Source organism: Streptomyces sp. NPDC003327 (genome assembly GCF_053589515.1).
The window spans coordinates 24,017-48,488 of the sequence record NZ_JBSFSA010000005.1 but is presented as its reverse complement, the minus strand read 5'-3'; the positions used below and the strand labels follow the sequence as shown (position 1 = coordinate 48,488).

At 72.6% G+C, this 24,472-nt stretch carries 24 protein-coding genes and 1 pseudogene; 14 read left to right on the top strand and 11 right to left on the bottom strand.

Going from position 1 to position 24,472, the window contains the following annotated elements:
- Positions 1–9: 9 nt before the first annotated feature.
- The 9 genes from ACWDVG_RS06240 (at position 10) to ACWDVG_RS06200 (ending at position 10,757) form a co-directional block, all read left to right on the top strand.
- The gene (locus tag ACWDVG_RS06240; RefSeq protein WP_451696696.1) at positions 10–903 is read left to right on the top strand and encodes an N-acetylneuraminate synthase family protein; all 894 of its coding nucleotides are present in this window, start codon (positions 10–12) and stop codon (positions 901–903) included.
- Positions 900–2,051, top strand: a complete 1,152-nt coding sequence (locus tag ACWDVG_RS06235) for a hypothetical protein (protein ID WP_451696694.1) — start codon at positions 900–902, stop codon at positions 2,049–2,051. Before ACWDVG_RS06240 ends, ACWDVG_RS06235 begins: the two co-directional genes overlap by 4 nt.
- Before the next feature lie 128 nt (positions 2,052–2,179).
- Positions 2,180–3,388 carry an amidohydrolase gene (locus ACWDVG_RS06230; protein ID WP_451697008.1) on the top strand — a complete coding sequence of 403 codons (1,209 nt, stop codon included), beginning with the start codon at positions 2,180–2,182 and terminating at the stop codon, positions 3,386–3,388.
- A 365-nt stretch (positions 3,389–3,753) separates the two neighbouring features.
- Positions 3,754–4,806, top strand: a complete 1,053-nt coding sequence (locus ACWDVG_RS06225) for a BMP family lipoprotein (RefSeq protein WP_451696692.1) — start codon at positions 3,754–3,756, stop codon at positions 4,804–4,806.
- 192 nt (positions 4,807–4,998) lie between these two features.
- Positions 4,999–6,636: an ABC transporter ATP-binding protein gene (locus ACWDVG_RS06220; protein ID WP_451697006.1), complete on the top strand. Its 1,638-nt coding sequence runs from the start codon at positions 4,999–5,001 to the stop codon at positions 6,634–6,636.
- A complete protein-coding gene (locus ACWDVG_RS06215) occupies positions 6,633–7,751 on the top strand; it encodes an ABC transporter permease (RefSeq protein ID WP_451696690.1) in 1,119 nt (372 codons plus the stop codon). The genes ACWDVG_RS06220 and ACWDVG_RS06215 overlap by 4 nt, the downstream gene beginning before the upstream one ends.
- Positions 7,748–9,010 carry an ABC transporter permease gene (locus tag ACWDVG_RS06210; protein ID WP_451696689.1) on the top strand — a complete coding sequence of 421 codons (1,263 nt, stop codon included), beginning with the start codon at positions 7,748–7,750 and terminating at the stop codon, positions 9,008–9,010. Before ACWDVG_RS06215 ends, ACWDVG_RS06210 begins: the two co-directional genes overlap by 4 nt.
- A complete protein-coding gene (locus ACWDVG_RS06205) occupies positions 9,007–9,399 on the top strand; it encodes a cytidine deaminase (protein WP_451696687.1) in 393 nt (130 codons plus the stop codon). Before ACWDVG_RS06210 ends, ACWDVG_RS06205 begins: the two co-directional genes overlap by 4 nt.
- Positions 9,400–9,479: 80 nt before the next feature.
- Entirely contained in the window at positions 9,480–10,757 is a 1,278-nt protein-coding gene (locus ACWDVG_RS06200) for a thymidine phosphorylase (protein ID WP_451696685.1), read from the top strand.
- A 121-nt stretch (positions 10,758–10,878) separates the two neighbouring features.
- Here the strand turns inward: ACWDVG_RS06200 and ACWDVG_RS06195 are convergent, their stop codons facing one another.
- Complete coding sequence (locus ACWDVG_RS06195) at positions 10,879–11,538, bottom strand: HAD family hydrolase (RefSeq protein ID WP_451696683.1); 660 nt, start codon at positions 11,536–11,538, stop codon at positions 10,879–10,881.
- Between the two features lie 122 nt (positions 11,539–11,660).
- On the opposite strand from ACWDVG_RS06195, the gene ACWDVG_RS06190 reads away from it, so the two are divergent.
- Positions 11,661–11,912 carry an STAS domain-containing protein gene (locus ACWDVG_RS06190; protein ID WP_451696682.1) on the top strand — a complete coding sequence of 84 codons (252 nt, stop codon included), beginning with the start codon at positions 11,661–11,663 and terminating at the stop codon, positions 11,910–11,912.
- 7 nt (positions 11,913–11,919) lie between these two features.
- Here ACWDVG_RS06190 and ACWDVG_RS06185 read toward each other — a convergent pair whose 3' ends face one another.
- From ACWDVG_RS06185 to ACWDVG_RS06175, 3 genes are all read right to left on the bottom strand, one after another.
- On the bottom strand, positions 11,920–12,888 hold the full coding sequence (locus tag ACWDVG_RS06185; protein WP_451696680.1) for a sigma-70 family RNA polymerase sigma factor: 969 nt from the start codon (positions 12,886–12,888) through the stop codon (positions 11,920–11,922).
- A gap of 84 nt (positions 12,889–12,972) precedes the next feature.
- Positions 12,973–13,608 (bottom strand): L,D-transpeptidase family protein, encoded by a 636-nt coding sequence (locus ACWDVG_RS06180; protein WP_451697004.1) that lies wholly within the window; start codon positions 13,606–13,608, stop codon positions 12,973–12,975.
- Between the two features lie 152 nt (positions 13,609–13,760).
- On the bottom strand, positions 13,761–15,020 hold the full coding sequence (locus tag ACWDVG_RS06175) for an MFS transporter (protein WP_451696679.1): 1,260 nt from the start codon (positions 15,018–15,020) through the stop codon (positions 13,761–13,763).
- Positions 15,021–15,082: 62 nt separating this feature from the next.
- Here ACWDVG_RS06175 and ACWDVG_RS06170 point away from each other — a divergent pair.
- Positions 15,083–16,030, top strand: a pseudogene (locus ACWDVG_RS06170) (LysR family transcriptional regulator); the annotation flags it as partial.
- Between the two features lie 141 nt (positions 16,031–16,171).
- Here ACWDVG_RS06170 and ACWDVG_RS06165 read toward each other — a convergent pair.
- Positions 16,172–16,948, bottom strand: coding sequence for an alpha/beta hydrolase (locus tag ACWDVG_RS06165; RefSeq protein WP_451696677.1), 777 nt, complete (start codon positions 16,946–16,948; stop codon positions 16,172–16,174).
- 211 nt (positions 16,949–17,159) lie between these two features.
- On the opposite strand from ACWDVG_RS06165, the gene ACWDVG_RS06160 reads away from it, so the two are divergent.
- Positions 17,160–18,314, top strand: coding sequence for an adenosine deaminase (locus tag ACWDVG_RS06160; RefSeq protein ID WP_451696675.1), 1,155 nt, complete (start codon positions 17,160–17,162; stop codon positions 18,312–18,314).
- Between the two features lie 169 nt (positions 18,315–18,483).
- Positions 18,484–18,864: a hypothetical protein gene (locus ACWDVG_RS06155; RefSeq protein WP_451696674.1), complete on the top strand. Its 381-nt coding sequence runs from the start codon at positions 18,484–18,486 to the stop codon at positions 18,862–18,864.
- 77 nt (positions 18,865–18,941) lie between these two features.
- Here ACWDVG_RS06155 and ACWDVG_RS06150 read toward each other — a convergent pair whose 3' ends face one another.
- From ACWDVG_RS06150 to afsQ1, 5 genes are all read right to left on the bottom strand, one after another.
- Positions 18,942–19,145, bottom strand: a complete 204-nt coding sequence (locus tag ACWDVG_RS06150; RefSeq protein WP_451696672.1) for a PspC domain-containing protein — start codon at positions 19,143–19,145, stop codon at positions 18,942–18,944.
- Positions 19,146–19,235: 90 nt separating this feature from the next.
- Positions 19,236–19,817: a VanZ family protein gene (locus ACWDVG_RS06145; protein WP_451696670.1), complete on the bottom strand. Its 582-nt coding sequence runs from the start codon at positions 19,815–19,817 to the stop codon at positions 19,236–19,238.
- A 67-nt stretch (positions 19,818–19,884) separates the two neighbouring features.
- Positions 19,885–20,514: a hypothetical protein gene (locus ACWDVG_RS06140; RefSeq protein WP_451696668.1), complete on the bottom strand. Its 630-nt coding sequence runs from the start codon at positions 20,512–20,514 to the stop codon at positions 19,885–19,887.
- Entirely contained in the window at positions 20,511–22,043 is a 1,533-nt protein-coding gene (locus ACWDVG_RS06135) for an ATP-binding protein (RefSeq protein WP_451696666.1), read from the bottom strand. The genes ACWDVG_RS06140 and ACWDVG_RS06135 overlap by 4 nt, the downstream gene beginning before the upstream one ends.
- Entirely contained in the window at positions 22,040–22,717 is a 678-nt protein-coding gene (gene afsQ1 / locus ACWDVG_RS06130) for a two-component system response regulator AfsQ1 (RefSeq protein ID WP_309056761.1), read from the bottom strand. Before afsQ1 ends, ACWDVG_RS06135 begins: the two co-directional genes overlap by 4 nt.
- 171 nt (positions 22,718–22,888) lie before the next feature.
- On the opposite strand from afsQ1, the gene ACWDVG_RS06125 reads away from it, so the two are divergent.
- Positions 22,889–23,611 carry a SigE family RNA polymerase sigma factor gene (locus ACWDVG_RS06125; protein ID WP_451696661.1) on the top strand — a complete coding sequence of 241 codons (723 nt, stop codon included), beginning with the start codon at positions 22,889–22,891 and terminating at the stop codon, positions 23,609–23,611.
- A 121-nt stretch (positions 23,612–23,732) separates the two neighbouring features.
- Here the strand turns inward: ACWDVG_RS06125 and ACWDVG_RS06120 are convergent, their stop codons facing one another.
- The gene (locus ACWDVG_RS06120) at positions 23,733–24,428 is read right to left on the bottom strand and encodes an ATP-binding protein (protein WP_451696660.1); all 696 of its coding nucleotides are present in this window, start codon (positions 24,426–24,428) and stop codon (positions 23,733–23,735) included.
- Between the last annotated feature and the right edge of the window lie 44 nt (positions 24,429–24,472).

Here is a 24,472-nt window from a genome sequence, read left to right as displayed (position 1 = left end):
GGAACGATCATGAACTCCCGACTGCGCACCCTCGGCTCGAAGACCGCCGGCCCGGGTCGGCCCGTCTACGTCTGCGGCGAGATCGGCATCAACCACAACGGTGACCTCGACAACGCCTTCAAGCTCATCGACGTCGCCGCCGAGGCCGGCTGCGACGCCGTCAAGTTCCAGAAGCGCACCCCCGAGATCTGCACCCCGCGCGACCAGTGGGACATCGAGCGCGACACCCCCTGGGGCCGCATGACCTACATCGACTACCGCCACCGCGTGGAGTTCGGCGAGGACGAGTACCGCAAGATCGACGCGTACTGCAAGGAGAAGGGGATCGCCTGGTTCGCCTCCCCGTGGGACACCGAGGCCGTCGCCTTCCTGGAGAAGTTCGACGTCCCCGCCCACAAGGTCGCCTCCGCCTCCCTCACCGACGACGAGCTGCTGCGCGAGCTGCGCGCCACCGGCCGCACGGTCATCCTCTCCACCGGCATGTCGACGCCGAAGCAGATCCGGCACGCCGTCGAGGTCCTCGGCAGCGAGAACATCCTGCTCTGCCACGCCACCTCGACCTACCCGGCCAAGGCCGAGGAGCTGAACCTCCGCGTCATCCAGACGCTCCAGGAGGAGTACCCGAACGTCCCGATCGGCTACTCCGGCCACGAGACCGGCCTCCAGACCACGCTGGCCGCCGTCGCCCTCGGCGCCACCTTCGTCGAGCGCCACATCACCCTCGACCGCGCCATGTGGGGCTCCGACCAGGCCGCCTCCGTCGAGCCCCAGGGCCTCCAGCGCCTGGTCCGCGACATCCGCACCATCGAGACCGCGCTCGGCGACGGCGTGAAGAAGGTGTACGAGTCGGAGCTCGGCCCGATGAAGAAGCTCCGCCGGGTCCCGGGGTCCGACGCCGCATGACCGGCCGGCTGGCGTTCGTCGAGAGCCCGGTCCAGCTCCTGAACGTCCTGGAATGGGCGCACACCCGGTCGACGGCCGCCGGGGCCACCCCGGCCCCCGGCGGCCCCCGCCCGACCCGGCCCGCGGCGGCCCCCGCCGCCCCGTCCGCCGGAGCCGGGGTCCCCGCCGCCCCGTCCGCCGAGGCCGGCGCCGCGCTCCCGGACGACCTCACGGTCGTCGTCCTCTCGCCGACCGACCCCATGTCGCGGGGCCAGCTGCGCCGCATGGCCCAGCTGGCCCGCGACGAGGGCCTCGCCGTCGACTGGCAGGAGGCCCGCGGCGGCCGCGGCTCGCTGGCCAGGACGCTGCGGCAGCTGGCCGGGCCGCTGCGGGCGGCGGACCGGGTGATCGTCGGGGACCCGTTCTCCCGCTACGTCCAGCTGCTGCTGACCCTGTTCGGGCCCAAGCACCTGACCGTCGTCGACGACGGCACCGCCACCATGGAGTTCGCCGCCCAGCTCGGCAGCGGCGAGCGCCTGGTCCGCTGGCACCGCAAGGGCAGCAGGGGCCCGCGCGAGCTGGTCCTCGCCCCGGTCACCTCGATGGCCCGGCGGCGCCTCGCCCCCGGCGGAGCCCGTACGGTCGAGATCTTCACCTCGCTGCCCGTGCAGGCCCCGCCCGGCACCACCGTGACGGAGAACTCCTACGCCTGGACCCGGGCCCGCTTCGGCCCCCCGACGCTGACCGGCGGCGCCGACCTCGTCGGGACCTCCCTCGTCGAGACCGGCGTCGTCGACGCCGACCACTACACCCGGGTGGTCATCTCGCTGGCCCGCGCCCACGGCGCCACCCGCTACTTCGCGCACCGCCGCGAGAGCGCCGAGAAGCTGCACCGGATCGCGGTCGAGACCGGACTCCAGGTGGTCCGGCCCGAGCTGCCCCTCGAACTGATCGCCCGCCGCGGCCCGATCGGCCGCACGATTGTGAGTTTCCCCTCGACGGTCGTCCACACCCTGCCGCTCGCGCTGGCCGGGACCGGGGTCAGGGTCGCGGTCTGCGAGATCGCTCCGGAGTGGCTGCGGGCCACCGCGTCCCCAAGGGCCCAGGGCTTCCTGTCCGGCGTCGCGGGGACGGCGGCCCAGTCCGTCGACCGCCTCGAATTCGGGTGAGCTTACCCACATGGAGTGGCCCTCATGCCTGGTAAACCGAGATTCTTTCCCCTAACGGGCTGAACTTTTCGTGATCAACGGGCAGTTGACCGCTCCGGGGGCCTACCCTTCAAAAGGTGAACCAGTTGATGTCCCGCGAGCCCGGCTCCCCCACCCTGCCCGGAACGCTGCCCGCAACCCTGCGCGACGAACTGATCGCGTTCCGCAGGGACTTGCACATGCACCCCGAGCTGGGCAACCAGGAGTTCCGTACGACCGCCGCGATCAAGGGCCGCCTGGAGGCGGCCGGACTCGCGCCCAAGGTCCTCCCGGGCGGCACGGGACTCTTCTGTGACATCGGCACCCCCGACCCGCTGCGCCCCGTGCTCGCGCTCCGGGCCGACATCGACGCGCTGCCCATCCCGGACGTCAAGACCGTCGGCTACCGCTCCACGGTGGCCAACCGCGCCCACGCCTGTGGCCACGACGTCCACACCACCACCGTTCTCGGTGCCGGACTCGTCCTCGCCGACCTGCACCGGCGCGGCCTCCTCCCCAACGCCGTACGGCTCCTCTTCCAGCCCGCCGAGGAGGTGCTGCCCGGCGGCGCGGCCGAGGCCGTCGAGGCCGGCGTCCTGGACGGCGTCGGCCGGATCGTCGCCGTCCACTGCGACCCCCGCGTCGACGCGGGCAGGATCGGGCTGCGCACCGGCCCCATCACCTCCGCCTGCGACCGGCTCGAAATCACCCTCGACGGCCCCGGCGGCCACACCGCGCGCCCGCACCTGACCACGGACCTGGTCACCGCCGCCGCCCGGATCGCCACCGACGTCCCCGCCGTCCTGGCCCGCCGCGTCGACGCCCGCTCCGGCCTCTCCCTCACCTGGGGCCGCATCGAGGCCGGCCACGCGCCGAACGTCATCCCGCAGCACGCCGAGCTCTCCGGCACCGTCCGCTGCCTGGACCTGCCGACCTGGCGCGAGGCCCCCGACCTGGTCCACGCGGCGATCGACGAGGTCGCGACCCTGCACCGGGCCAAGTCCACCGTGACGTACGTCCGGGGCGTCCCGCCCGTCGTCAACGACCCGGTCGTCACCGAGCTGCTCCGCGACGCCATGACCGCCCGGCGCGGCGTGCACGCCGTGGAGGACACCGAGCAGAGCCTCGGCGGTGAGGACTTCTCCTGGTACCTGGAGCACGTGCCCGGCGCGATGGCGCGCCTCGGCGTCCGGACCCCCGGCGACACCCGGGTCCGCGACCTGCACGCCGGCGACTTCGACGTCGACGAGCGGGCCATCGAGGCGGGCGTGGAGCTCTTCACGGCCACGGCCCTCGTCGACGCCGCCGCCCGCTTCTGACCACGCGGCCCGGCCCGTGAAGGGGGCCGCGCCCGGTCCCGTACCGCCGCGCCCCCTTCCGTACGGCCGTCCCGCCCCTTCCGTACGGGCCCACCCGCCCCCTCCGGTCTTCCTTCCGTCTCCGTTTCGCTCCTCCGGCCCAACCCCCGGCGCGTCCCCTCGAAAGTCCTGTCGACGCCCCCGGGGCCCGCGATATAACCGGCTGTGCCGGGCCGAACGCCCCCGGTCGCCTCGCCTTGGCCGGTTCGCGACGATCCGATAACGACTCATGAACGGGTCTTTAACTGACATCTACGCGCGTTACGATCGCGGCGAAACCAGCGCCGGAAGAGGCGCTTTCGGTCAGTCTTGAAGGGACCCTCCTCTTGCGCCGGATCACCAGGATCACGACCGTGGGCATCGCCTCCGCGGCGCTCGCCCTCTCCGCCACCGCGTGTGGCAAGTCTTCGACGGACTCCGGTTCCGGTTCCGACTCGAAGACCCTCACCGCCGCCATCGCGTACGACATCGGCGGCCGCGGCGACCAGTCCTTCAACGACGCCGCCTACGCCGGCCTGAAGAAGGCCGAGGACGAGCTCGGCGTCAAGGGCAAGGAGGCCGAGCCGTCCGAGGGCGAGGGCGACGCCGACAAGGTGCAGCGCCTCACCGCGCTGGCCCGCGCCGGGAACAACCCGGTCATCGGCGTCGGCTTCGCGTACGCCCCGGCCATCGAGAAGGTCGCCAAGGCCTACCCGAAGACCACCTTCGGCCTCATCGACGACACCTCGGTGACCGGCCCGAACATCGCCAACCTCGTCTTCAACGAGGAGCAGGGCTCCTACCTGGCCGGCGTCGCCGCCGCCAAGGCGTCCAAGACCGGCACGGTCGGCTTCATCGGCGGCGTCGAGGTCCCGCTGATCAAGAAGTTCGAGGCGGGCTTCGTCCAGGGCGTCAAGGACACCAACCCCAAGGCGAAGGTGCTCACCCAGTACCTGACCCAGCCGCCGAACTTCGACGGCTTCTCGAAGCCCGACCTCGGCAAGGCCGCCGCGCAGGGCCAGCTCGACAAGGGCGCCGACGTGATCTACGCCGCCGCCGGTCTCGCCGGCTCGGGCTCGATCGAGGCCGCCGCCGCCAAGGGCAAGTGGGCCATCGGCGTCGACTCCGACCAGTACAACCAGGCGGGCCTGGCCAAGTACAAGGAGTTCATCCTCACCTCGGTCACCAAGGACGTCGCCGACTCCGTCTTCAACCTGATCAAGTCGGTCAAGGACGGCAAGCCGCAGACCGGTGAGGTCCGCTACGGTCTCGCCACGGATGGCGTCGGCCTGGCCGACTCCAACCCGAAGTACAAGGCGATGACCGACCTCATCGCCGCCGTGGACAAGGCGAAGAAGGACATCGTCGACGGCAAGATCACCGTCAAGACCGCTCCGTAAGGACAGCAGGTCACGACCTCGGCCCGCGGGCCCGGCGACGGTGGCACCCCACCGGAACCGGGCCCCGGCCCCATTCCCGTACGGGTTTTCAGTTTTCGGCAGCGCTACGCGTGTAGATGTCTCACCGGCACGATAACTTCACCCCCGCCCTGCCCCTCCGCTCCCGCTCCTTCCGGCCAAGGAGAGTGCGTCATCAACGCGTCCAGCCCCCCTGCCGTAGAACTGCACGGCATCACCAAGCGTTTCCCCGGCGTCGTCGCCAACAAGGACATCGCCATCACGGTCCGCAAGGGCACCGTGCACGCCCTCATCGGCGAGAACGGCGCCGGCAAGTCGACCCTCATGAAGATCCTCTACGGCATGCAGAAGCCGGACGAGGGCACCATCACGATCGACGGCGAGCAGGTCGCCTTCGGCAGCCCCGGTGACGCCATCGCGCGCGGCATCGGCATGGTGCACCAGCACTTCATGCTCGCCGACAACCTCACCGTCCTGGAGAACGTCGTCCTCGGCGGCGAGAAGATCCACGGCATCGGCGCCAAGGCCCGCAAGAAGATCCTGGAGATCTCCGACGCGTACGGCCTCGGCGTCCGCCCCGACGCCCTCGTCGAGGACCTCGGCGTCGCCGACCGGCAGCGCGTGGAGATCCTCAAGGTCCTCTACCGCGGCGCGAGGATCCTCATCCTCGACGAGCCGACCGCCGTCCTCGTCCCGCAGGAGGTCGACGCGCTCTTCGACAACCTGCGCGAGCTGAAGTCCGAGGGCCTGACCGTCATCTTCATCTCGCACAAGCTGGGCGAGGTCCTGAAGGTCGCCGACGACATCACCGTCATCCGCCGGGGCACCACGGTCGGCACCGCCGACCCGAAGACCGCCACCACCAAGCAGCTCGCCGAGCTGATGGTCGGCAGCGAGCTGCCCTCCCCGGAGACCCGCGAGTCGACCGTCACCGACGTCCCCATGCTCCGGGTCGAGGGCCTGACCCTGACCGAGGGCGGTGCCGCGGCCGCCGCGCCGCTGACCACCGCCGCCCCGCCGGACCCGTCCGGCGCGGTCGCCCTCCAGGAGATCGGCGCGGGCCGCAAGCTCCTCGACGACATCTCCCTCACCATCCACAAGGGCGAGATCCTCGGCATCGCCGGCGTCGAGGGCAACGGCCAGACCGAGCTGATCGAGGCCCTCATGGGCATGAACGCCCCCGACGCGGGCGTCATCACCCTCGACGGCGAGGACATCTCCAAGGTCTCCGTGCGCAAGCGCCGCGAGGGCGGCATCGGGTACATCCCGGAGGACCGCCACCGCCACGGCCTGCTCCTGGAGTCCCCCCTCTGGGAGAACCGCATCCTCGGCCACGTCACCGAGGAGCCCAACTCCCGGCGCGGCGTCCTCGACCTCAAGGCCGCCCGCAAGGACACCGAGCGGATCGTCCGCGAGTACGACGTCCGCACCCCCGGCATCGACGTCACCGCGGCCTCCCTCTCCGGCGGCAACCAGCAGAAGCTGATCGTCGGCCGCGAGATGAGCCACGCCCCGAAGTTCCTGATCGCCGCCCACCCCACCCGCGGCGTGGACGTCGGCGCGCAGGCGCAGATCTGGGACGCCATCCGCGACGCCCGCCGCGAGGGCCTGGCCGTCCTGCTGATCTCCGCCGACCTCGACGAGCTGATCGGCCTCTCCGACACCCTCCGGGTCATGTACCGCGGCAGGCTCGTCGCGGACGCCGACCCCGCGACCATCACGCCCGAAGAGCTGGGCTCCGCCATGACCGGTGCGGCCTCCGGCCACCTCGAAGGCACCGAAGAGCACCCCGAAGACGGTGACGCCCGATGATGAAATTCGACAAGGACAAGCTGATCATCGGGGCCGCGGGCCCGGTGCTCGCGCTGGTCTCCTCGTTCGTCCTCACCATGCTGGTGCTGCTCGCGACGGGCCTCGACCCGATCGAGCCGATCCGGCTGATGATCGAGAACGCCGGGTACTCCGACATCCAGGTCCTGATCATCAACCAGACCGGGATCTACTACCTGGCGGCCCTGGCCGTGGCCGTCGGCTTCCGGATGAACCTCTTCAACATCGGCGTCGACGGCCAGTACCGCCTCGCCGCGATGGTGTCGGCGCTCGTCGGAGCCTCGATCGAACTCCCCGGCCCCCTGCACATCCTGCTGATCGTGCTCGTCGCCATGCTCACGGGCGCCTTCTGGGCCGGCATCGCCGGCCTCCTGAAGACCACCCGCGGCGTCTCCGAGGTCGTCTCGACGATCATGCTGAACGCCATCGCGACCGCCCTGGTGGCCTGGCTGATCCTGCCGAAGAACTTCGGCGTCCAGCCCGAGGGCTCCAACAACCTCACCACCGGCCGCATCGCCGAGTCCGGCTGGTTCCCCGGCATCGACATGGGCCAGGGCAACGGCGTCATCTACGGCTTCACCTTCGTCGCGCTCGCCCTCGGCGTCGTCTACTGGTTCGTCCTCAACCGCACCCGCTTCGGCTTCGACCTGCGCGCTACCGGCGCCAGCGAGTCCGCCGCCCAGGCGAGCGGCGTCGACGCCAAGAAGATGGTCCTCACCTCGATGCTGATCTCGGGTGCGCTGGCGGGCCTCTCCGGCATGCCCACGCTGCTCGGCGAGTCGCACACGTACAGCCTCGACTTCCCGGTCGGCGTCGGCTTCACCGCGATCACCATCGCGCTGCTCGGCCGCAACCACCCGGTGGGCGTCCTCTTCGCCGCCCTGCTCTTCGCCTTCCTCGACAAGACGTCCTCGTCGCTCGACACCTTCGGCTACCCGAAGGAGATCACCAAGATCATGCAGGGCATCATCGTGATCGCCGTGGTCGTCTCCTACGAGCTCGTCCGCCGTTACGGGCTCCGCCGCCAGCAGCAGAAGGTCGGCGAGGAACTCGCCGCCGGCGGCGCCCTCAAGACCGACAAGGAGGTCTCGGCATGAGCACCGGCACTGTCACCAAGCCGAGCGCCGCGCCCAAGGGCGGCGGCCGCCGCAAGCTCACCCTGCCGTGGATCCTGCTGATCGTCGCGGCCGGACTCGTCCTCTTCTCGTTCGTCCGCGCCGTCTCCGGCGCCAACGACCTCACCTCCGTGGGCCAGGTCTCCGGTGCCCTCCAGCTCGCCGTCCCGATCGGCCTCGCCGGTCTCGGCGGCCTGTGGGCCGAGCGCGCGGGCGTCGTCAACATCGGCCTCGAAGGCATGATGGTGCTCGGCACCTGGTTCGGCGCCTGGGCCGGCTACCAGTGGGGCCCCTGGACCGGCGTCCTCGTCGGCATCGCCGGCGGTGCGATCGGCGGCCTCCTGCACGCGATCATCACCGTCACGTTCAACGTGAACCACATCGTCTCCGGTGTGGCGATCAACATCCTCGCGGTCGGCTTCACCCAGTACCTGTCGAACTTCACCTTCGCCGAGGCCGAGGGCGGCTCCTCCAAGCAGTCCCCGCGCATCGAGGAGATCACCAAGATCACGATCCCGGGGCTCTCCGACTGGCTCCAGGAACTCCAGGCCAAGCACTGGTTCCTGGTCTCCGACCTCGCCGGCATCATCGGCGGCCTGGTGACCAACCTGTCGCTGCTGACCGTCGTCGCGCTCCTGCTGATCCCCGCCACGTGGTGGCTGCTGTGGCGCACGGCCTTCGGCCTGCGGCTGCGCTCCTGCGGTGAGAACCCGGTCGCCGCCGAGTCCCTCGGCGTCAACGTCTACAAGTACAAGTACATCGCCGTCGTCATCTCCGGCGGCCTCGCGGGCCTCGGCGGCGCCTTCCTCGCCATCGTCTCCACCGGCATCTACCAGGAGGGCCAGACCGGCGGCCGCGGCTTCATCGGCCTCGCCGCGATGATCTTCGGCAACTGGATGCCCGGCGGCATGGCCCTGGGCGCCGGACTCTTCGGCTTCACCGACAGCCTCAAGCTGCGCGGCGGCGCCGAGAACGTCCACGCCATGCTGCTGCTCGTCGCGGTGCTCCTCGTGGTCGCCGCCGCCTGGCAGCTGTACAAGAAGAAGTACGTGCCCGCCGCGGTCGCCGCCGCGTCCGCCGTCGGCTTCTTCCTCTGGTACGCGTTCACCGACGAGGTCCCGAGCCAGTTCGTCGACGCCGCCCCGTACGTCACCACCCTGCTCGTGCTCGCCCTCTCGGCGCAGCGCCTGCGGATGCCCAAGGCGGACGGCCTGCCGTACCGGAAGGGCCAGGGCAAGTGACCGCCCCGGACTGGGAGGCCCTGCGGGTCGCGGCGCGCGAGGCCATGGCCCACGCCTACGCCCCGTACTCGGGGTACCCGGTCGGCGCCGCGGCCCTCGTGGACGACGGCCGCGTGGTCTCCGGCTGCAACGTGGAGAACGCCTCCTTCGGCCTCGGCCTGTGCGCCGAGTGCGGTCTGGTGTCGCAGCTCCAGGCGACCGGCGGCGGGCGGCTCACGCACTTCGTGTGCGTGGACGGCCGGGGCGAGTCCCTGGTGCCCTGCGGCCGGTGCCGACAGCTCCTGTACGAGTTCGGGGGCCCCGAGCTCGTCCTGGAGACCCCGGGCGGCTTCCTGACCCTGGACGAGATGCTCCCCCAGGCCTTCGGGCCGGACCACCTCGTCACGTAACACCTCGGAGCGACCCTTCCGGCACGATGGGAAGGGTCGCTCGCCTTTCCCCCTCTATGCGCGTAGAAAGAGGCACCACCATGGACGTCATCTCCGTCATCCGCACCAAGCGGGACAAGGGCGAGCTGAGTCCGGAGCAGATCGACTGGGTCATCGACGCGTACACCCGCGGGGTCGTCGCCGACGAGCAGATGTCCGCCCTGGCCATGGCGATCCTGCTCAACGGCATGAACCGCGACGAGATCGCCCGCTGGACCGCGGCCATGATCGCCTCCGGCGAGCGGATGAACTTCGACGCGCTCTCCCGCCCCACCGCCGACAAGCACTCCACCGGCGGCGTCGGCGACAAGATCACCCTGCCGCTCGCCCCGCTCGTCGCCGCCTGCGGCGCCGCCGTACCGCAGCTCTCCGGCCGCGGCCTCGGCCACACCGGCGGCACCCTCGACAAGCTGGAGTCCATCCCCGGCTGGCGCGCCCTGCTCTCCAACGAGGAGATGCTGCACGTCCTCGACACCACCGGCGCGGTCATCTGCGCGGCGGGCGACGGCCTCGCCCCGGCCGACAAGAAGCTGTACGCGCTCCGCGACGTGACCGGCACCGTCGAGGCGATCCCGCTGATCGCCAGCTCCATCATGTCCAAGAAGATCGCCGAGGGCACCGGCTCCCTCGTGCTCGACGTGAAGGTCGGCACCGGCGCCTTCATGAAGACGATCGAGGACGCCCGCGAGCTGGCCTCCACCATGGTCGCGCTCGGCACCGACAGCGGCGTGAAGACGGTCGCGCTCCTCACCGACATGTCGACCCCGCTCGGCCTCACCGCCGGCAACGCCCTGGAGGTCCGCGAGTCCGTGGAGGTCCTCGCGGGCGGCGGCCCGGCGGACGTCGTCGAGCTGACGATCGCGCTCGCCCGCGAGATGCTCGACGCGGCCGGCGTGAAGGACGCCGACCCGGCGAAGGCCCTCAAGGACGGCTCGGCGATGGACGTCTGGCGCCGGATGATCGCGGCCCAGGGCGGCGACCCGGACGCGACCCTCCCGGTCGCCCGCGAGCAGCACGTCGTCACGGCCCCCGCCTCGGGAGTCCTGACCCGCCTCGACGCGTACGACGTCGGCATCGCCGCCTGGCGCCTGGGCGCGGGCCGCGCCCGCAAGGAGGACCCGGTGCAGGCGGGCGCGGGCGTCGAGCTCCACGCGAAGCCGGGCGACACGGTGACGGCGGGCCAGCCGCTGCTGACCCTGCACACGGACACCCCGGAGAAGTTCGACTACGCCCTCCAGTCCCTTGGCTCGGCCTGGGACATCGCCCCGGCGGGCACGGACTTCACGCCGAACCCGATCGTCCTGGACCGCATCGCCTGACCCGGCACGCGGAGCGGGGGCCTCGGGCGTACGCCTGCGGGACCGGTGGACCCCCACCGGTCCCGTTCGGCGTTCCCGGACCGGTGACGCGGGCCTCCCGGCGCACTCCGCCGGGCTCCCGTCAGCCGACCGCGGCCCCCAGCAGCCCCGGCAGCTCCCGCATGTGGCCGAAGACCACCGTCCGCGGGCCGCGCAGCCGCTCCGCCCCGGTCAGACCCCCGCAGTAGCCGTACGCCCGCATCCCCGCCGCGCGGGCCGCCTCGACGCCGTAGGGGCTGTCCTCCACCACCGCGCAGCGCTCGGGCGGCACGCCCATCGCGGCCGCCGCGTGCAGGAACAGGTCCGGGGCCGGCTTGCCACGGGCGACGTCGCGGGCGCTGAACATCCGGCCCTCGAAGCGGTCCAGGAGACCCGTGCGGGCGAGGTTGCCGCGGATGGAGCGGTGGCTGCCGTTGGAGGCGAGGCAGTACGGCACCGCCAGGGCGTCGAGCACCTCGGCGACGCCCTCGACCGCGGTCAGCTCCGCGTCCAGGGCGTCCTCGTACAGCCGCCGGTAGGGCGCGTGCCAGTCGGCCTCCAGGGGGCGGCCGATCCGCTGCTCCAGGATGGCCGTCAGCGCCTCGTGGGAGGAGCCGACGAAGTGCTCGATCACCTCGGCCTCGGTGAACTCGGCCCCGAGGGAGGCGAAGACGTCACGGTCGACGCGGCAGTAGATGCGCTCGCTGTCCACCAGCACGCCGTCACAGTCGAAGATCACCAGTTCGACGGGTTCGGGAGTCATGATCCGCAGCCTAACGAGCCGGGCCCTCGATCGACCCCGCGGTCGCGCTCCCGATCCGGCCCGCGATGAGTTCTCCGCCCCCGCCCGGTCAGACGGATGTGGACACCAGTCAGCCCCTCGTCATGACCCTGCCCGCCCGGCCCACCCGCCCGGACGTCGACCGCCTCTGCGCGGAGCTGGCAGCGGCCCCGCCGACCGACGTGGTCTGCGAGGTCGGCGCGCTCGCGCCCGCCGACCTCGCCGCCGTCGACGCCCTCGCCCGGCTGAAACTCGCCGCCGGGCGCAGCGGCCACCGCATCCGCTTCCACGGAGCACGGCCCGACCTGCGGGCCCTGCTCCTTTTGACCGGACTGGCGGAGCGGCTGGGAATCTAGGGGGAAGCTACGCCTCCAGGCGAGCCGGCAGGTCGAAGAGGGGGAACCAGCGCTCGGTGTCCAGGAAGAAGTCCATCCCGCCGACCTTGCCGTCCCGCAGCTCCAGGACGATCAGCGCCCACGGGCTGTAACCGCCCTCCGGGTCCGGGTGGTAGTGCGCGAAGGCCGGGGAGCCGTTCGCCACCGTCGGGACCAGCTTCGAGCCGCGGCACACGTCGCCGACGCCCAGCATCCAGCCGACGATGTCGTCGTGGCCCTGGAGCCACAGGTCGTACGGCGGCATGGACATGGTCGCGTCCTCGTGGAGGAGCGCCGTCAGCGCCTTCATGTCGTAGCCCTCGAAGGCGGCCACGTACCGTTCGAGCAGGGCCTGCTGCTCCTCGTCCAGCGGGTCCGCCGCGTCCGACTCCGCCGGGGCCTGCTCGGCGATGGTGGCCCGGGCCCGCTGGAGCGCGCTGTTGACGGAGGCGACGGAGGTGTCGAGGAGCTCGGCGACCTCGCTCGCCTTCCAGGCGAGGACCTCGCGCAGGATGAGGACCGCCCGCTGCTTGGGCGGCAGGTGCTGGAGCGCGGCCACGAACGCCAGGCGCACGGTCTCGCGCGAGACGGCCGTCTCCGCCGGGTCGGTGGCCGACGGCAGGACCCGGCCGTCGGGGACGGGCTCCAGCCAGGTGATCTCCGGCTGCTTGACGAGCTGCGCCTGTGCGACGGGCGTCGGGCCGGTCAGGTCCATGGGCCGCGCCCTCCGGTTCCCCGCGTTGAGCGCGTCCAGGCAGACGTTGGTGGCGATCCGGTAGAGCCAGGACCGCAGCGACGAGCGGCCCTCGAAGGAGTCCATGGCCTTCCAGGCGCGGACCATGGTGTCCTGCACCGCGTCCTCCGCCTCGAAGGACGAGCCGAGCATCCGGTAGCAGTAACCGGTCAGCTCCCTGCGGTACTTGTCGAGTTCGTCGGTCTTCGCGGCCACGTCGCTCATCGGGTCCACACCCCACACTCACCCCTCATCGACACCGACCGGTGCCGATGAGGGGAAGCTACCGCAGGGGACCGACAGCCGGGGTCAGGTTCCCGGCTTGCGCCCGTAGACGAAGACGTCGTCCCCGTTCCTGAGCAGGTTCCAGTACGCTTTCGCGTCCGCCGGCCGCATGTTGACGCAGCCGCCCGAACCGGGCGGGTTCCACATCGACTTGGTGGTGGAGTGGAAGGCCTGCCCGCCGTCGAAGAACTGCGAGTACGGCATGGAGACGTTGTAGATCGTCGACCAGTGGTTGATGTTGCGCCAGTAGATCTTCTTGGAGCCCGTACGGGTCTCGGCGCCGTCCCGGCCGGTGCGCACCGGCACGGGGCCGTACTTCAGGCGCGAGCCGTCCTGGATCCAGGTGAGCTGGCGCGTGAGGTCCACGCAGGCGATCCGGCCCCGGTTGGTGGGGCAGGCGCCCGAGCGGTTGGGCGTGGTGCCGGCGGCCCGCTGCTGGAGCATGGTGTCCATGGTCCGCCAGGTGAGCGGACCCGCGTACCCCATGGTCGGGGTGATGCCGTGCGTGCGCTGGAAGGCCTGGATGGCCTGGCAGTCGCCGAGCGACTGGCGCCCGTCGACCGTCCGGCCCAGGAACTTCTCGACCTGCTTCTGGTACGGCCCCGTCGTCACGTTGCACGAGGCCGCCTGCGCCGGGGCCGCACCGAGCGCGATCGTCATCGGCACCACGAGCGACGTGATCCCGGCGGCGATGCCCGCTTTTCTGCCGATGCGCTGCCTGTTTCCGTTCATGATCTTCAACTCCCCCTCGAGTCCCTGACATTGAGGACGTACGGGGGAGGATGTCGGTTGCGGCCCCGGCGCGGAAGGGGTCATGCGGCGGCGGGCCGGAGCCGTCGCGCCTCGACGCGCGCGCTGTGCGAGCCGTACAGGGTGATCGAGACGACGCCGGCCACCGCGACGAGGCCGATCACCACCGTGCCCGCCCAGCCGCCCGCGTGGAAGGCGACCGCGCCGAGCGTGCCGCCCGCGCTGCTGCCGAGGTAGTACGCGGACTGGTACAGCGCCGACGCCTGCGCCCGGCCCGTCGTCGCCGTACGGCTCACGGCCGCCGAGGCGACGGCGTGGCCCGCGAAGAAGCCGGCCGTGATCAGGACCAGGCCCGCGAGGACGGCGGCGAGCGCGTCCGAGAGCGAGAGGAGCAGGCCCGCGGCGGTCGTCGTCACCGCCAGGTAGAGCGCCCCGCGCCGGCCGAGCCGGGCGACGAGCTGTCCGGCGGCGGCCGAGGAGGCCGTACCCACCAGGTAGACCAGGAAGATCGAGCCGATCACGCCCTGCGGGAGCGAGAACGGCGCCTCCACCAGGCGGTAGCCGATGACCGTGTACACGGCGCCGAAGACCGTCATGAACAGCGCGCCGATGCCGTACAGCCGCAGTAGCAGCGGATCCGACAGGTGCGTCCGGACCGTGCTCGCCAGCGCCTTCGGGTGGAGCGTGCCGGGCGTGAAGTGCCGAGCCTTCGGCAGCAGCGCCCGGAAGGCGACCACGCAGACCAGCGAGGTCAGGCCGACCGCGGCCAGACCCGCGCGCCAGCCCCACAGCTGGGCCGCCCAGCCGGTGACGATCCGGCCGCTCATGCCGCCGATGGAGTTGCCCGCCACGAAGAGGCCGATCGCGCCGATCAGGGCCCGCGGCCGCACCTCCTCGGCCAGGTACGCCATCGCGGAGGCGGGGAGCCCGGCGAGGGCCGCGCCCTGGACGGCGCGCAGGACGACCAGCGTCGCGAGGTTCGGGGCTAACGGCACGAGGAGCGCGACGGCGACGGCGACCGTGAGGGAGGCGGTCATCATCGTGCGGCGGCCGAAGCGCTCCGAGAGGGCGCTGAGCGGCAGGACGCAGAGGGCGAGGGCGGCGGTCGCGGCCGAGACCGTCCAGGAGGCGGCGGACGCGGTGGCGCCGAACTCGGCGGAGATGGCCGGGAGGAGGGCCTGCGTGGAGTAGAGGAGCGCGAAGGCGGCCAGACCGGCGGCGAAGAGCGCGAGGCTCGTCCGGCGGTAGCCGGGGGTGCCGGGGGAGAGGCGGGTGTCGGCGGACGCGCTGGTGGCGGCCGCCTCGGTACTGGCAGGAGGCATGTCTCGAACGTAGGACGCTCCGTTTCATGCGTCCAATGCACGGAACTGCTGTAATCGTTCCCATGGCGCATGAGTACAGGTCACAGCCCCGGCTGTCACCGAACAGTAACGAAGAAGACATGGGGCTGCTGCTCGCCCCGCGGCTCGCGTACTTCGCGGCCGTCGCCCGGCACGAGCACGTCACCCGCGCCGCCGCCGAGATGGGCGTCCCCCAGTCGACGCTCTCGCGCGCGATGGTCCGGCTCGAACAGGACCTCGGCGTCGCCCTCTTCGCCCGCCGGGGCCGCACGGTCTCCCTCACCCCCGCGGGCCGCCGTTTCCTCGCCGCCGCCGACCGCGCCCTCACCGAGGTCGAGCGGGCCGCCGACACCGTACGGGCCGACGCCGACCCGGCCGCGGGGCGGGTCGCCTTCGGCTTCCTGCACACCATGGGCTCCGAGACGGTCCCCGGCCTCATCCGCGCCTTCCGCGTCGACCACCCGCGCGTCCGCTTCACCCTGGTGCAGAACTACGGCGAGGCCATGATCGAGCGGCTCCGCGCCGGGGACCTCGACCTCTGTCTCACCTCGCCGGTGCCGGACGCGCCCGACCTGGTCGCCCGCCGCCTCGACGAGCAGCGGCTGCGGCTGGTCGTCCCCGACGACCACCGCCTCGCGGGCCGCAAGCGCATCCGGCTCGCCGAGGCGGCCGACGAGACCTTCGTGACCCTGGAACCGGGGTACGGGCTCCGCCGCATCACCGACGACCTGTGCGCCGAGGCCGGGTTCACCCCGCGCGTGGCCTTCGAGGGCGAGGAGGCCGAGACGCTCCGCGGCCTCGTCGCGGCGGGCCTGGGCGTCGCCCTGCTGCCGCCGCCCGCGGTCCCGCGCCCCGGCGTCGTGGAACTCACCGTCACCGCGCCGCGGGCGGTCCGCGAGATCGGCGTCGCCTGGCTCGACGGCCACCCCGACACCGCGCCTGTCGCGGCCTTCAAGAAGTTCCTGCTGAGCAGGCGCGGCCATCTGCTCCCGAAGGAGCCTCCCACCGCGCCTCCCGCAGCGCCGCCCGCCGGGCCGAGCGCCGGACCGCCGGCCGGGACCCCCGCCGGGCCGCCGCCCTCGCCGAGCGCGGCCCCGCCCGCCGGGCCGGGTACTGCGTCGCCCGGGCGCCGCTCACCGTCGGCGTGAGCCGCCGTACCCCGCCGCCAGCGGCATCCGCAGGCCCAGCGGCGGCGGGGCCGCCATCGCGTCCGTCAGCGGCCGGCCGACCGGCCGGGCGAAGAGCGCTCCCAGGACGAAGTCCGCCGCCAGGGCCCGCACCTCCTCCGCGTACTGGCGCAGCGCGTGCCCGTCCGCGTGGACCTCGAAGCGGCACGTCTCCCGGTTGGCCTTCTTGGCCCGCGCGGCGAACCGGAACGACAGCTCCGGGTCCCTGCGGAAGTCGTTCGTGCCGTGCACGACCAGGACCCGCCGCCCCACCAGCTGCCGCACCGGCTCCGGCTCCGCCGCCACGTCGTCCTCCGGCAGCCAGGGCGCGAGCGCCAGGACCGCGCCGACCGCCGGATGCCCGGCCGCCCACAGCGCCGCCCGCGCCCCCATCCCGTGCCCGGCGAGGCAGACCGGGACGTCGCCGTAGCGCCGTACGGCCTCGGCGACCGCCCAGGAGGCGTCCGCCGCGAGGTCCGCGTCGGCGCCGTTCCAGCCGCGTCCCCGGTAGCGCACGACATGGACGACGAGCCCCTCGTCCCGGCCGGCGCGGGCGAGCGCGCGCCCCAGCGGCAGCAGCGCCGCGTGGGCCCGCACCGAGGCCCCCCGGCCCGACGCCGGCACGCCGTCCGGCAGGAGCAGCACCACCCCGCCCACGGTCGTGACCGACTGCGAAACCCCGACCGGCCGACCGAGCCGGGGTCTCCGGCCGTCGGCGGTCCCCACGAGTGCGAAGTGCGCCATGGCAGAACAGTCTCAGAAGCCGAGGTGTACGCCAGCGGTACGAGCGGTCACCGTTGCGTATCGCCGCGCGGGGCGAACGCCCGCGCCACCCCGGCCCGTTCGGGCCACAGCGCCCGTCCGGGCGTCCGGGACCCCGCGCGCCGCCGAAGCCGCCGGGAGAAAAACCGCGCGACACGGGCCGTTCTACGCGCGTAGGGGCTAGAGTGCGGCAATGACGAGCCAGACCCCCAACGTCCCCACCGCGGACCAGATCCGCCGTGCCCCGAAGGTGCTGCTCCACGACCACCTCGACGGCGGACTGCGCCCCGGCACGATCATCGAACTCGCCCGGCAGCAGGGTTACTCACAGCTCCCCGAGACCGAACCCGAAAAGCTCGGCGTCTGGTTCCGGGAGGCCGCCGACTCCGGATCGCTCGAACGGTACCTGGAGACCTTCGCGCACACCTGCGCCGTCATGCAGACCCGGGACGCCCTGGTCCGCGTCGCCGCCGAGTGCGCCGTCGACCTCGCCGAGGACGGCGTCGTCTACGCCGAGGTGCGCTACGCCCCCGAACAGCACCTGGAGGGCGGACTCACCCTCGAAGAGGTCGTCGAGGCGGTCAACGAGGGATTCCGCGAGGGCGAGCGCCGGGCCGCGGAGAACGGCCGCCGCATCCGGATCGGCGCCCTCCTCACCGCCATGCGGCACGCCGCCCGCGCCCTGGAGATCGCCGAACTCGCCAACCGCTACCGCGACACCGGCGTCGTCGGCTTCGACATCGCGGGCGCCGAGGCCGGCTTCCCGCCCACCCGCCACCTCGACGCCTTCGAGTACCTGAAGCGGGAGAACAACCACTTCACCATCCACGCGGGCGAGGCCTTCGGCCTGCCGTCCATCTGGCAGGCGCTCCAGTGGTGCGGCGCCGACCGGCTCGGCCACGGCGTGCGGATCATCGACGACATCGAGGTCGACGAAACCGGCGCGGTGAAGCTCGGCCGCCTCGCCGCGTACGTCAGGGACAAGCGCGTCCCGCTGGAGATGTGCCCCACCTCCAACCTCCAGACCGGCGCCGCCGCCTCGTACGCGGAGCACCCCATCGGCCTGCTCCGGCGGCTCCACTTCCGCGCGACGGTCAACACCGACAACCGTCTGATGAGCGGCACCAGCATGAGCCGTGAATTCGAGCACCTTGTCGGCGCATTCGCTTACACGCTCGACGACATGCAGTGGTTCACGGTCAATGCGATGAAATCAGCGTTCATCCCTTTCGATGAACGACTGGCCATGATCAACGACGTGATCAAGCCCGGTTATGCCGAGCTCAAGTCCGCATGGCTGTTCCAGCAGACAGCCGTGACCAGCGGGTCTTCCGGAACGTCGGACTGACCGCAGGCCCCTTGGGGGCCGCACCGGACGGCCGGGTGGCGCGACACCCGGCCGCGTTCCGGTGTTTGCGGGGAGGTCGCCCGGTGGTTAGTTTGCAGAGCCGCTCCCCTTTCCCGGACCTCCCTTTCGGGCTTTCCCCGAAGCCCCGGATCCCAAGGACGATTTTCTGATGAAGCAGTCTGCCGCCAAGAAGCTCGGTGTCGCCGCCCTCGGCGCCGCCTTCGCCGCCGCCGCAGCGGGCACGGCCTCCGCCGCCGCCCCGGCGTCCCTGCCCGTCAACGCCGACGCGGTCTCCACCGTGACCGGCGTCGTGCCGCTGGGCGACGGCCTCACCGAGCTTCCCGACGGCGCGGGCGAGGCCCTCGGCGCCGGCCAGGGCGCCCTCGGCCAGGGCCTGGACCAGGGCGTGCGGACCCTGCCCGCCGCCGCCGGCCAGGCGACGCAGAACATGCCGCTCGACGCCGCCACCGGCGCCCTCGGCGCCACCCCGGTCGGCCAGGTCACCGGCCTCCTCGGCGGTCTCGCCCCCGGCTCCCTGCCGGTCGGCTGACCCGAGCCGTCCCCCACACGCCGAAGGGGCGCGCACCCGGAGAACCGGGCACGCGCCCCTTCGGCGTACGCCGGGCCCTACCAGGCGGCCGTCCGCGCGGCCTTCTCCTGCGGGAGGAGGAGCCACAGCGCCAGGTAGAGCACGAACTGCGGGCCGGGCAGCAGACACGAGGCCAGGAAGACCACGCGCATCGTGGTCGCGGAGGTGCCGAAGCGCCGGGCCAGCGCCGCGCACACTCCGCCGATCATGCGTCCGTCACGGGGGCGGGCGAGAGCGGCCATGGTGGGCTCCTTCGGGGTCGGTCCGGGAGCCGCTCCGTCGGGCTCCCGATGACTCCATGGTGCCGCCGCGGCAGGCCCCCGGGCGTCGGTCTACCGGGCGATCGGAACCCTGGAAATCGTCGGGGTCGCACCCTGAGCCGCCTCGTTCCGCGGTCGGGCGGAACCCCGGGCCGGCCTGGTCCCCGAGGACGAGCCGCCGCCCCGCGCCTCCGCCCCGCGGCGCAGCCGCGCCCGCACGGCCGGGACCAGCAGCAGATGCGCGAGGGCCACCCCCGCGGTGTTCAGGAGGACCGAGTCCACGTCCACGACCTGCCCCGGCACGGCCGTCTGGAAGAGCTCCACCGCCAGCGACACCAGCGCCCCGGCCGCCGTCGTCCGGGCGAACGACGCCCACGGGGAGACCCGGAGCCGCCCGTCGGCCATCGGCAGCAGCACCCCGAGCGGCGCCAGGAGGAGCAGCCCCTCACCGATCAGCCGGGCGGCCTCGGCCCCGCCGAGCGCCAGATCGGCCCGGAGCCCGGCGAGCGGGACGGTGTTCGGAGCGGTCACCCACGCCACGTCGCGGGGGCGCAGCGCGACCCAGGCCACGAACAGCAGATGCGCGGCGAGGAGCACGAACCCCGCCACGCGGACGACCACGGCGGCCCTGCCACCGGAACCCTGAGACTGCACGCCCCCGAAGACGCCGGCCAGGGGCGCACCGGTTCCGCGCGGTTCCCCGCGGAACCCAGCGGACCGCTCAGGCCGAGCGGCTGGGGGAGACCGACGGCACCGGGGCCGTCGGCGGCACCGACTCCGGGCGTTCGCGCAGCTCCGTCGTACACCGGTAGCGCTTCGGGGCGTACGCCCCGGGCCCGCCCAGCAGCACCGTGCCGTCGCCCGCGCCCGCCGCACTCCCGGCGAAGGTGCAGACGATCTGCGACAGCGCCGTCGGCGGCAGGTCCTCCGGCTGACGGGTCAGCCGCAGCGTCCCCTCCGGGTCGCCGTGGTGACCGGCGGTCACCGCGAGCGGACCGCGCACCGCCGTCGTGAACCCGGCCTCGCGCTCCTCGTCCGACGGACCGGCGAGCAGCTGCGTCAGCACCTCCGACGCCGTCCGCACCCGGTCGCGGCCCGCCTTCTCCTCCGGCGTCGGGGTCCCGCGCTCCACGGCCTCCAGCTGCGCCCCGCACACCAGGAAGACCCGGACGGCGACGCCCTGCGCCAGGGTCCCGTCCGCGGTCCGCCCGGTCGACGCGCTGCACGGCACCCGGGACGGGGCCGCGCCCGCGTCGACCGGCACCGAGGTCGTCCTGATCCCACAGCCGGTGACCAGCGTGCTGAGCACGGCCGCCACCAGGGCGACCGTGCCTGCCGTACGGCGTCTCACTCTTCCTCCACCCGCGACTCGCGCGCGATCCCGGAGGCGTCCCGGGGCAGCCGCAGCACGAACACCGCGCCGTCCACCGACCCGTCCTCGCCGACCGAGTTGGAGGCCGTGATCGACCCCTCGTGGATCAGCGCGTTCTCCATGGCGATCGACAGGCCGAGTCCGCTGCCGTCCGACCGGGGCCGGGACGCGCTCGCCTTGTAGAAACGGTCGAAGACGTGCGGCAGCACCTCTTCGGGAATGCCCGGCCCGTGGTCCCGGACCGCGACGACCAGCTCCTCCGCGCCGTCGGCGGTCTCCTCGGTGCGGACCGACACCCGCACCGGCGAGCCGCCGTGCTTGAGCGCGTTCCCGATGAGGTTCGCCAGGATCACGTCCAGCCGCCGCGGGTCGAGCCGCGCCACGATCCCGCGCTCGGCGTCCAGGTCGACGGCGTCCAGCCAGGCGCGGGCGTCGATGCAGGCGGTGATCTGGTCGGCGATGTCCACGTCGTCGAGGACGAGCCGGGCGGTGCCCGCGTCGAAGCGGGTCACCTCCATCAGGTTCTCCACCAGGTCGTTGAGGCGCCGGGTCTCGCTCACCACGAGGGCGACGGCCGGGGCGATCATCGGGTCGAGGGAGTCCTGCTCGTCCTCCAGGACCTCCGTCACGGCGGTCAGCGCCGTCAGCGGGGTCCGCAGCTCGTGCGACATGTCGGCGACGAACCGGCGGCTCGACTCCTCCCGGGCGCTCATGTCGGCGACCTGCTTCTGCAGCGACTCGGCCGCGTTGTTGAACGTCCGCGAGAGATCGGCGAGTTCGTCGTTGCCGGAGACCCGCAGCCGGGTGTCGAGCTTGCCCTCGCCGAGCTGCTCGGCGGCCTCGCCGAGGCGGCGCACCGGACGCAGCACGGTCGACGCGGCGACCTGGGCGAGCAGCACGGACCCGGCCACCGCGAGGGCCGTGGCGATCCCCAGCGACCAGGCGAGCGAGTTGAGGTCGGCCTTCTCCGCGGCGAGCGACTTGAACATGTAACCGGCGGGCCCCCCGCCGTCGATCCGCGTCCCGCCGACCAGGTACGGCGTCCCGCCGCGCTCCGTACGCTGCCAGAACAGGTGGTACGGATACGGGTTGGCGTCCGTGACCGGCCGCTCGGTGTCCACGGCCACGCGCAGCTCGCGCGGCACGTCGGCCAGCGTGAACCGGTCCGGGTCGGAGGCGCCGGTGATCGGCTTGCCCGCCGCCCGCTCGCCGAGCAGCAGCACCTGGTAGCCGGCGCTGCCGCTCGCCATCTGCTCGGCGGTGCGCCGCAGTTCGTCCTCGGTCGGGTGCAGGGGCAGCGTCGCCGCCCGGTTCTGCATCTCCTGCCGGAAGTCGTTCAGGGCCCCGTCCTGGGTGCGGGTCAGGACCGCCTCCCGGTTGAGCCAGTACGCGATGCCGGACGCGGCGACGGCCGCGGTGAGCGCGACCAGCGCGAAGACGACGATGAGCCGGAGCCGCAGGCTCGACAGGCGCAGCCGTGCGGCGGTCCCCCTGTTCCCCCGGCTCACGCAGGAACGTCCAGCCGGTAACCCACGCCCCGTACCGTACGGATCAGCGTCGGCGAGGACGGCACGTCCTCCACCTTGGCGCGCAGCCGCTGCACGCAGGCGTCGACGAGCCGCGAGTCGCCGAGGTAGTCGTGCTCCCACACCAGCCGCAGCAACTGCTGCCGCGACAGGGCCTGTCCGGGACGGCGGCTCAGCTCCAGGAGCAGCCGCAGCTCGGTCGGCGTGAGCTGGAGGTCCTCGCCGTTCTTCGTGACCGTCATCGCCGCCCGGTCGATGACCAGGGACCCGAAGGTCGCCGAGTCGGTCGACTCCCGCTCCCCGCGCCGCAGTACGGCCCGGATGCGGGCGTCGAGCACCCGCCCCTGCACCGGCTTGACCACGTAGTCGTCGGCGCCCGACTCCAGGCCGACGACCACGTCGATGTCGTCGCTGCGCGCGGTCAGCAGGATGATCGGCAGCTGGTCGGTGCGCCGGATGCGCCGGCACACCTCGAAGCCGTCGATGCCGGGCAGCATGACGTCGAGGACGACCAGGTCGGGCCGCTGCTCGCGCAGCAGCTGCAGGCCGTCCTCACCGGTCGCGGCGGTGGCCACCCGGTGGCCCTGCCGGGACAGGGAGAGTTCGAGGGCCGTGCGGATGGCGTCGTCGTCCTCGATCAGCAACAGAAAAGGCACGAACGTCATTCTGTCGCATGCGGCCGTCCGGGATCGACCGCTCGGAGGCTCGCTTCTGTCCGGCCCCCCTGTGACACGTCTGTGACAGTCGGCGGACAGCGCCATGAAGTCCCGGGGGCAAGCTTCTTGGCACACGGACCGATACGGACTCCAACCGACGGGGGGCGCGAGATGACCGCACTGCACAGCACCACCTCAAGCGCAGTTGTCACGCGGCTCCACGACGTCGTACGGAGCACGGAGAAGTCCGGCGCGGTGAGCGGGCGGGGGTGCGTTCGCAGCGTCGGGCGTCAGCGCAAGGCGCCGTACATGGTCGCCGTCGCTGACGGGGGAGCGGCGTACGGGGAGGTCACGGGGGAGCGCTCCGGGTGCTCGGAGGCCGAGTTCACGGCCTACGTCCAGGAGCGTCGTGCCTCCCTGTACGCCACCGCCTACCACCTCACCGGTGACCGCTTCGAGGCCGAGGACCTGCTCCAGAGCGCGCTGTTCTCCACGTACCGCGCCTGGGACCGGATCAGCGACAAGGCCGCCGTCGGCGGGTACCTGCGTCGCACGATGACCAATCTGCACATCAGCGCCTGGCGGCGGCGCAAGCTCAACGAGTACCCGACCGAGGAGCTGCCGGAGACGGTCGGCGAGACGGACGCGATGCGGGGCACCGAGCTGCGCGCGGTCCTGTGGCAGGCGCTGGCCCGGCTGCCCGAGCTCCAGCGCACGATGCTGGTGCTGCGCTACTACGAGGGCCGGACCGATCCGGAGATCGCGGAGATCCTGGACATCAGTGTCGGCACGGTGAAGTCGAGCATCTGGCGCTCGCTGCGGCGACTGCGCGAGGACGAGGTGCTGAGCTTCGGCCGTGACGAGGAGGAGTCCTTCGGCGAGCTGGTGGCCTGAAGGTCGGGGGGAACACGGGGGAAAACCGGGGGGACCGTACGGGGGTACGGGGGAAAGGAAGCGGGTCGTACGAGCCAGGGGGGCTCGTACGACCCGCTTCGCGTGCACGGGGCCGGGTCGGTCAGCGGGCCGCCGGGGTGCGGTGGCGGCCGGCCGCGGCTGCGGTGAGCCGGCCGAGGGCCTCGGCCTTCGCGCACGGGTGGGCGCCCAGGGCGGTCTGGCGGGCGACGATCGAGCGCTCGGCGCGCATCAGGCGCCAGCCGCGGCGCAGCAGGAACGGCACCGACTTGCGGCCCTCCCGCAGGTCCCGGGCCAGCCGGCGGCGGAAGGTCGTCGAGGGCCGGCCGCGCAGGCAGAGCGCGTCGGCGAGGACGCCGAGCTCGCGGCAGCGGGACACGATCTCCGCCGCGAAGATGCCCTCGGCGACGAAGAGCGGCGTCCGGCCGATGTCGAGCCGGTCGCTGCCCACGCGCGCGCTGCCGGCGAGGTCGTACACGGGGACGTCGGTGCGGCCCGTGCGGCACAGGTCGAGGACGGCGGCGACGGCCGCGTCCGCGTCCCAGGACAGCGGCGAGTCCCAGTCGATGTCCGTACTGCCGTCGACGAGCGGGAGCGACGGATCGTCGCCCTCCTTGTAGAAGTCGTCGAGGCGCAGGACAGGGAGGCCGGTGACGGCGGCGAGGGACGACTTGCCGGAGCCGGAGGGGCCCGCGAGCAGGACGACCCGGGTCGGGATCGATGAGGAACTCACGGAACACCAGTGTGAGGCATTCCCCCGTCCAGGGGACCACCGAGGAAGGCCGTTGGTATCGAGCATCACACCTCCACTACTGTCGGTGCCCGCTCGGTCACCCCTCGGAA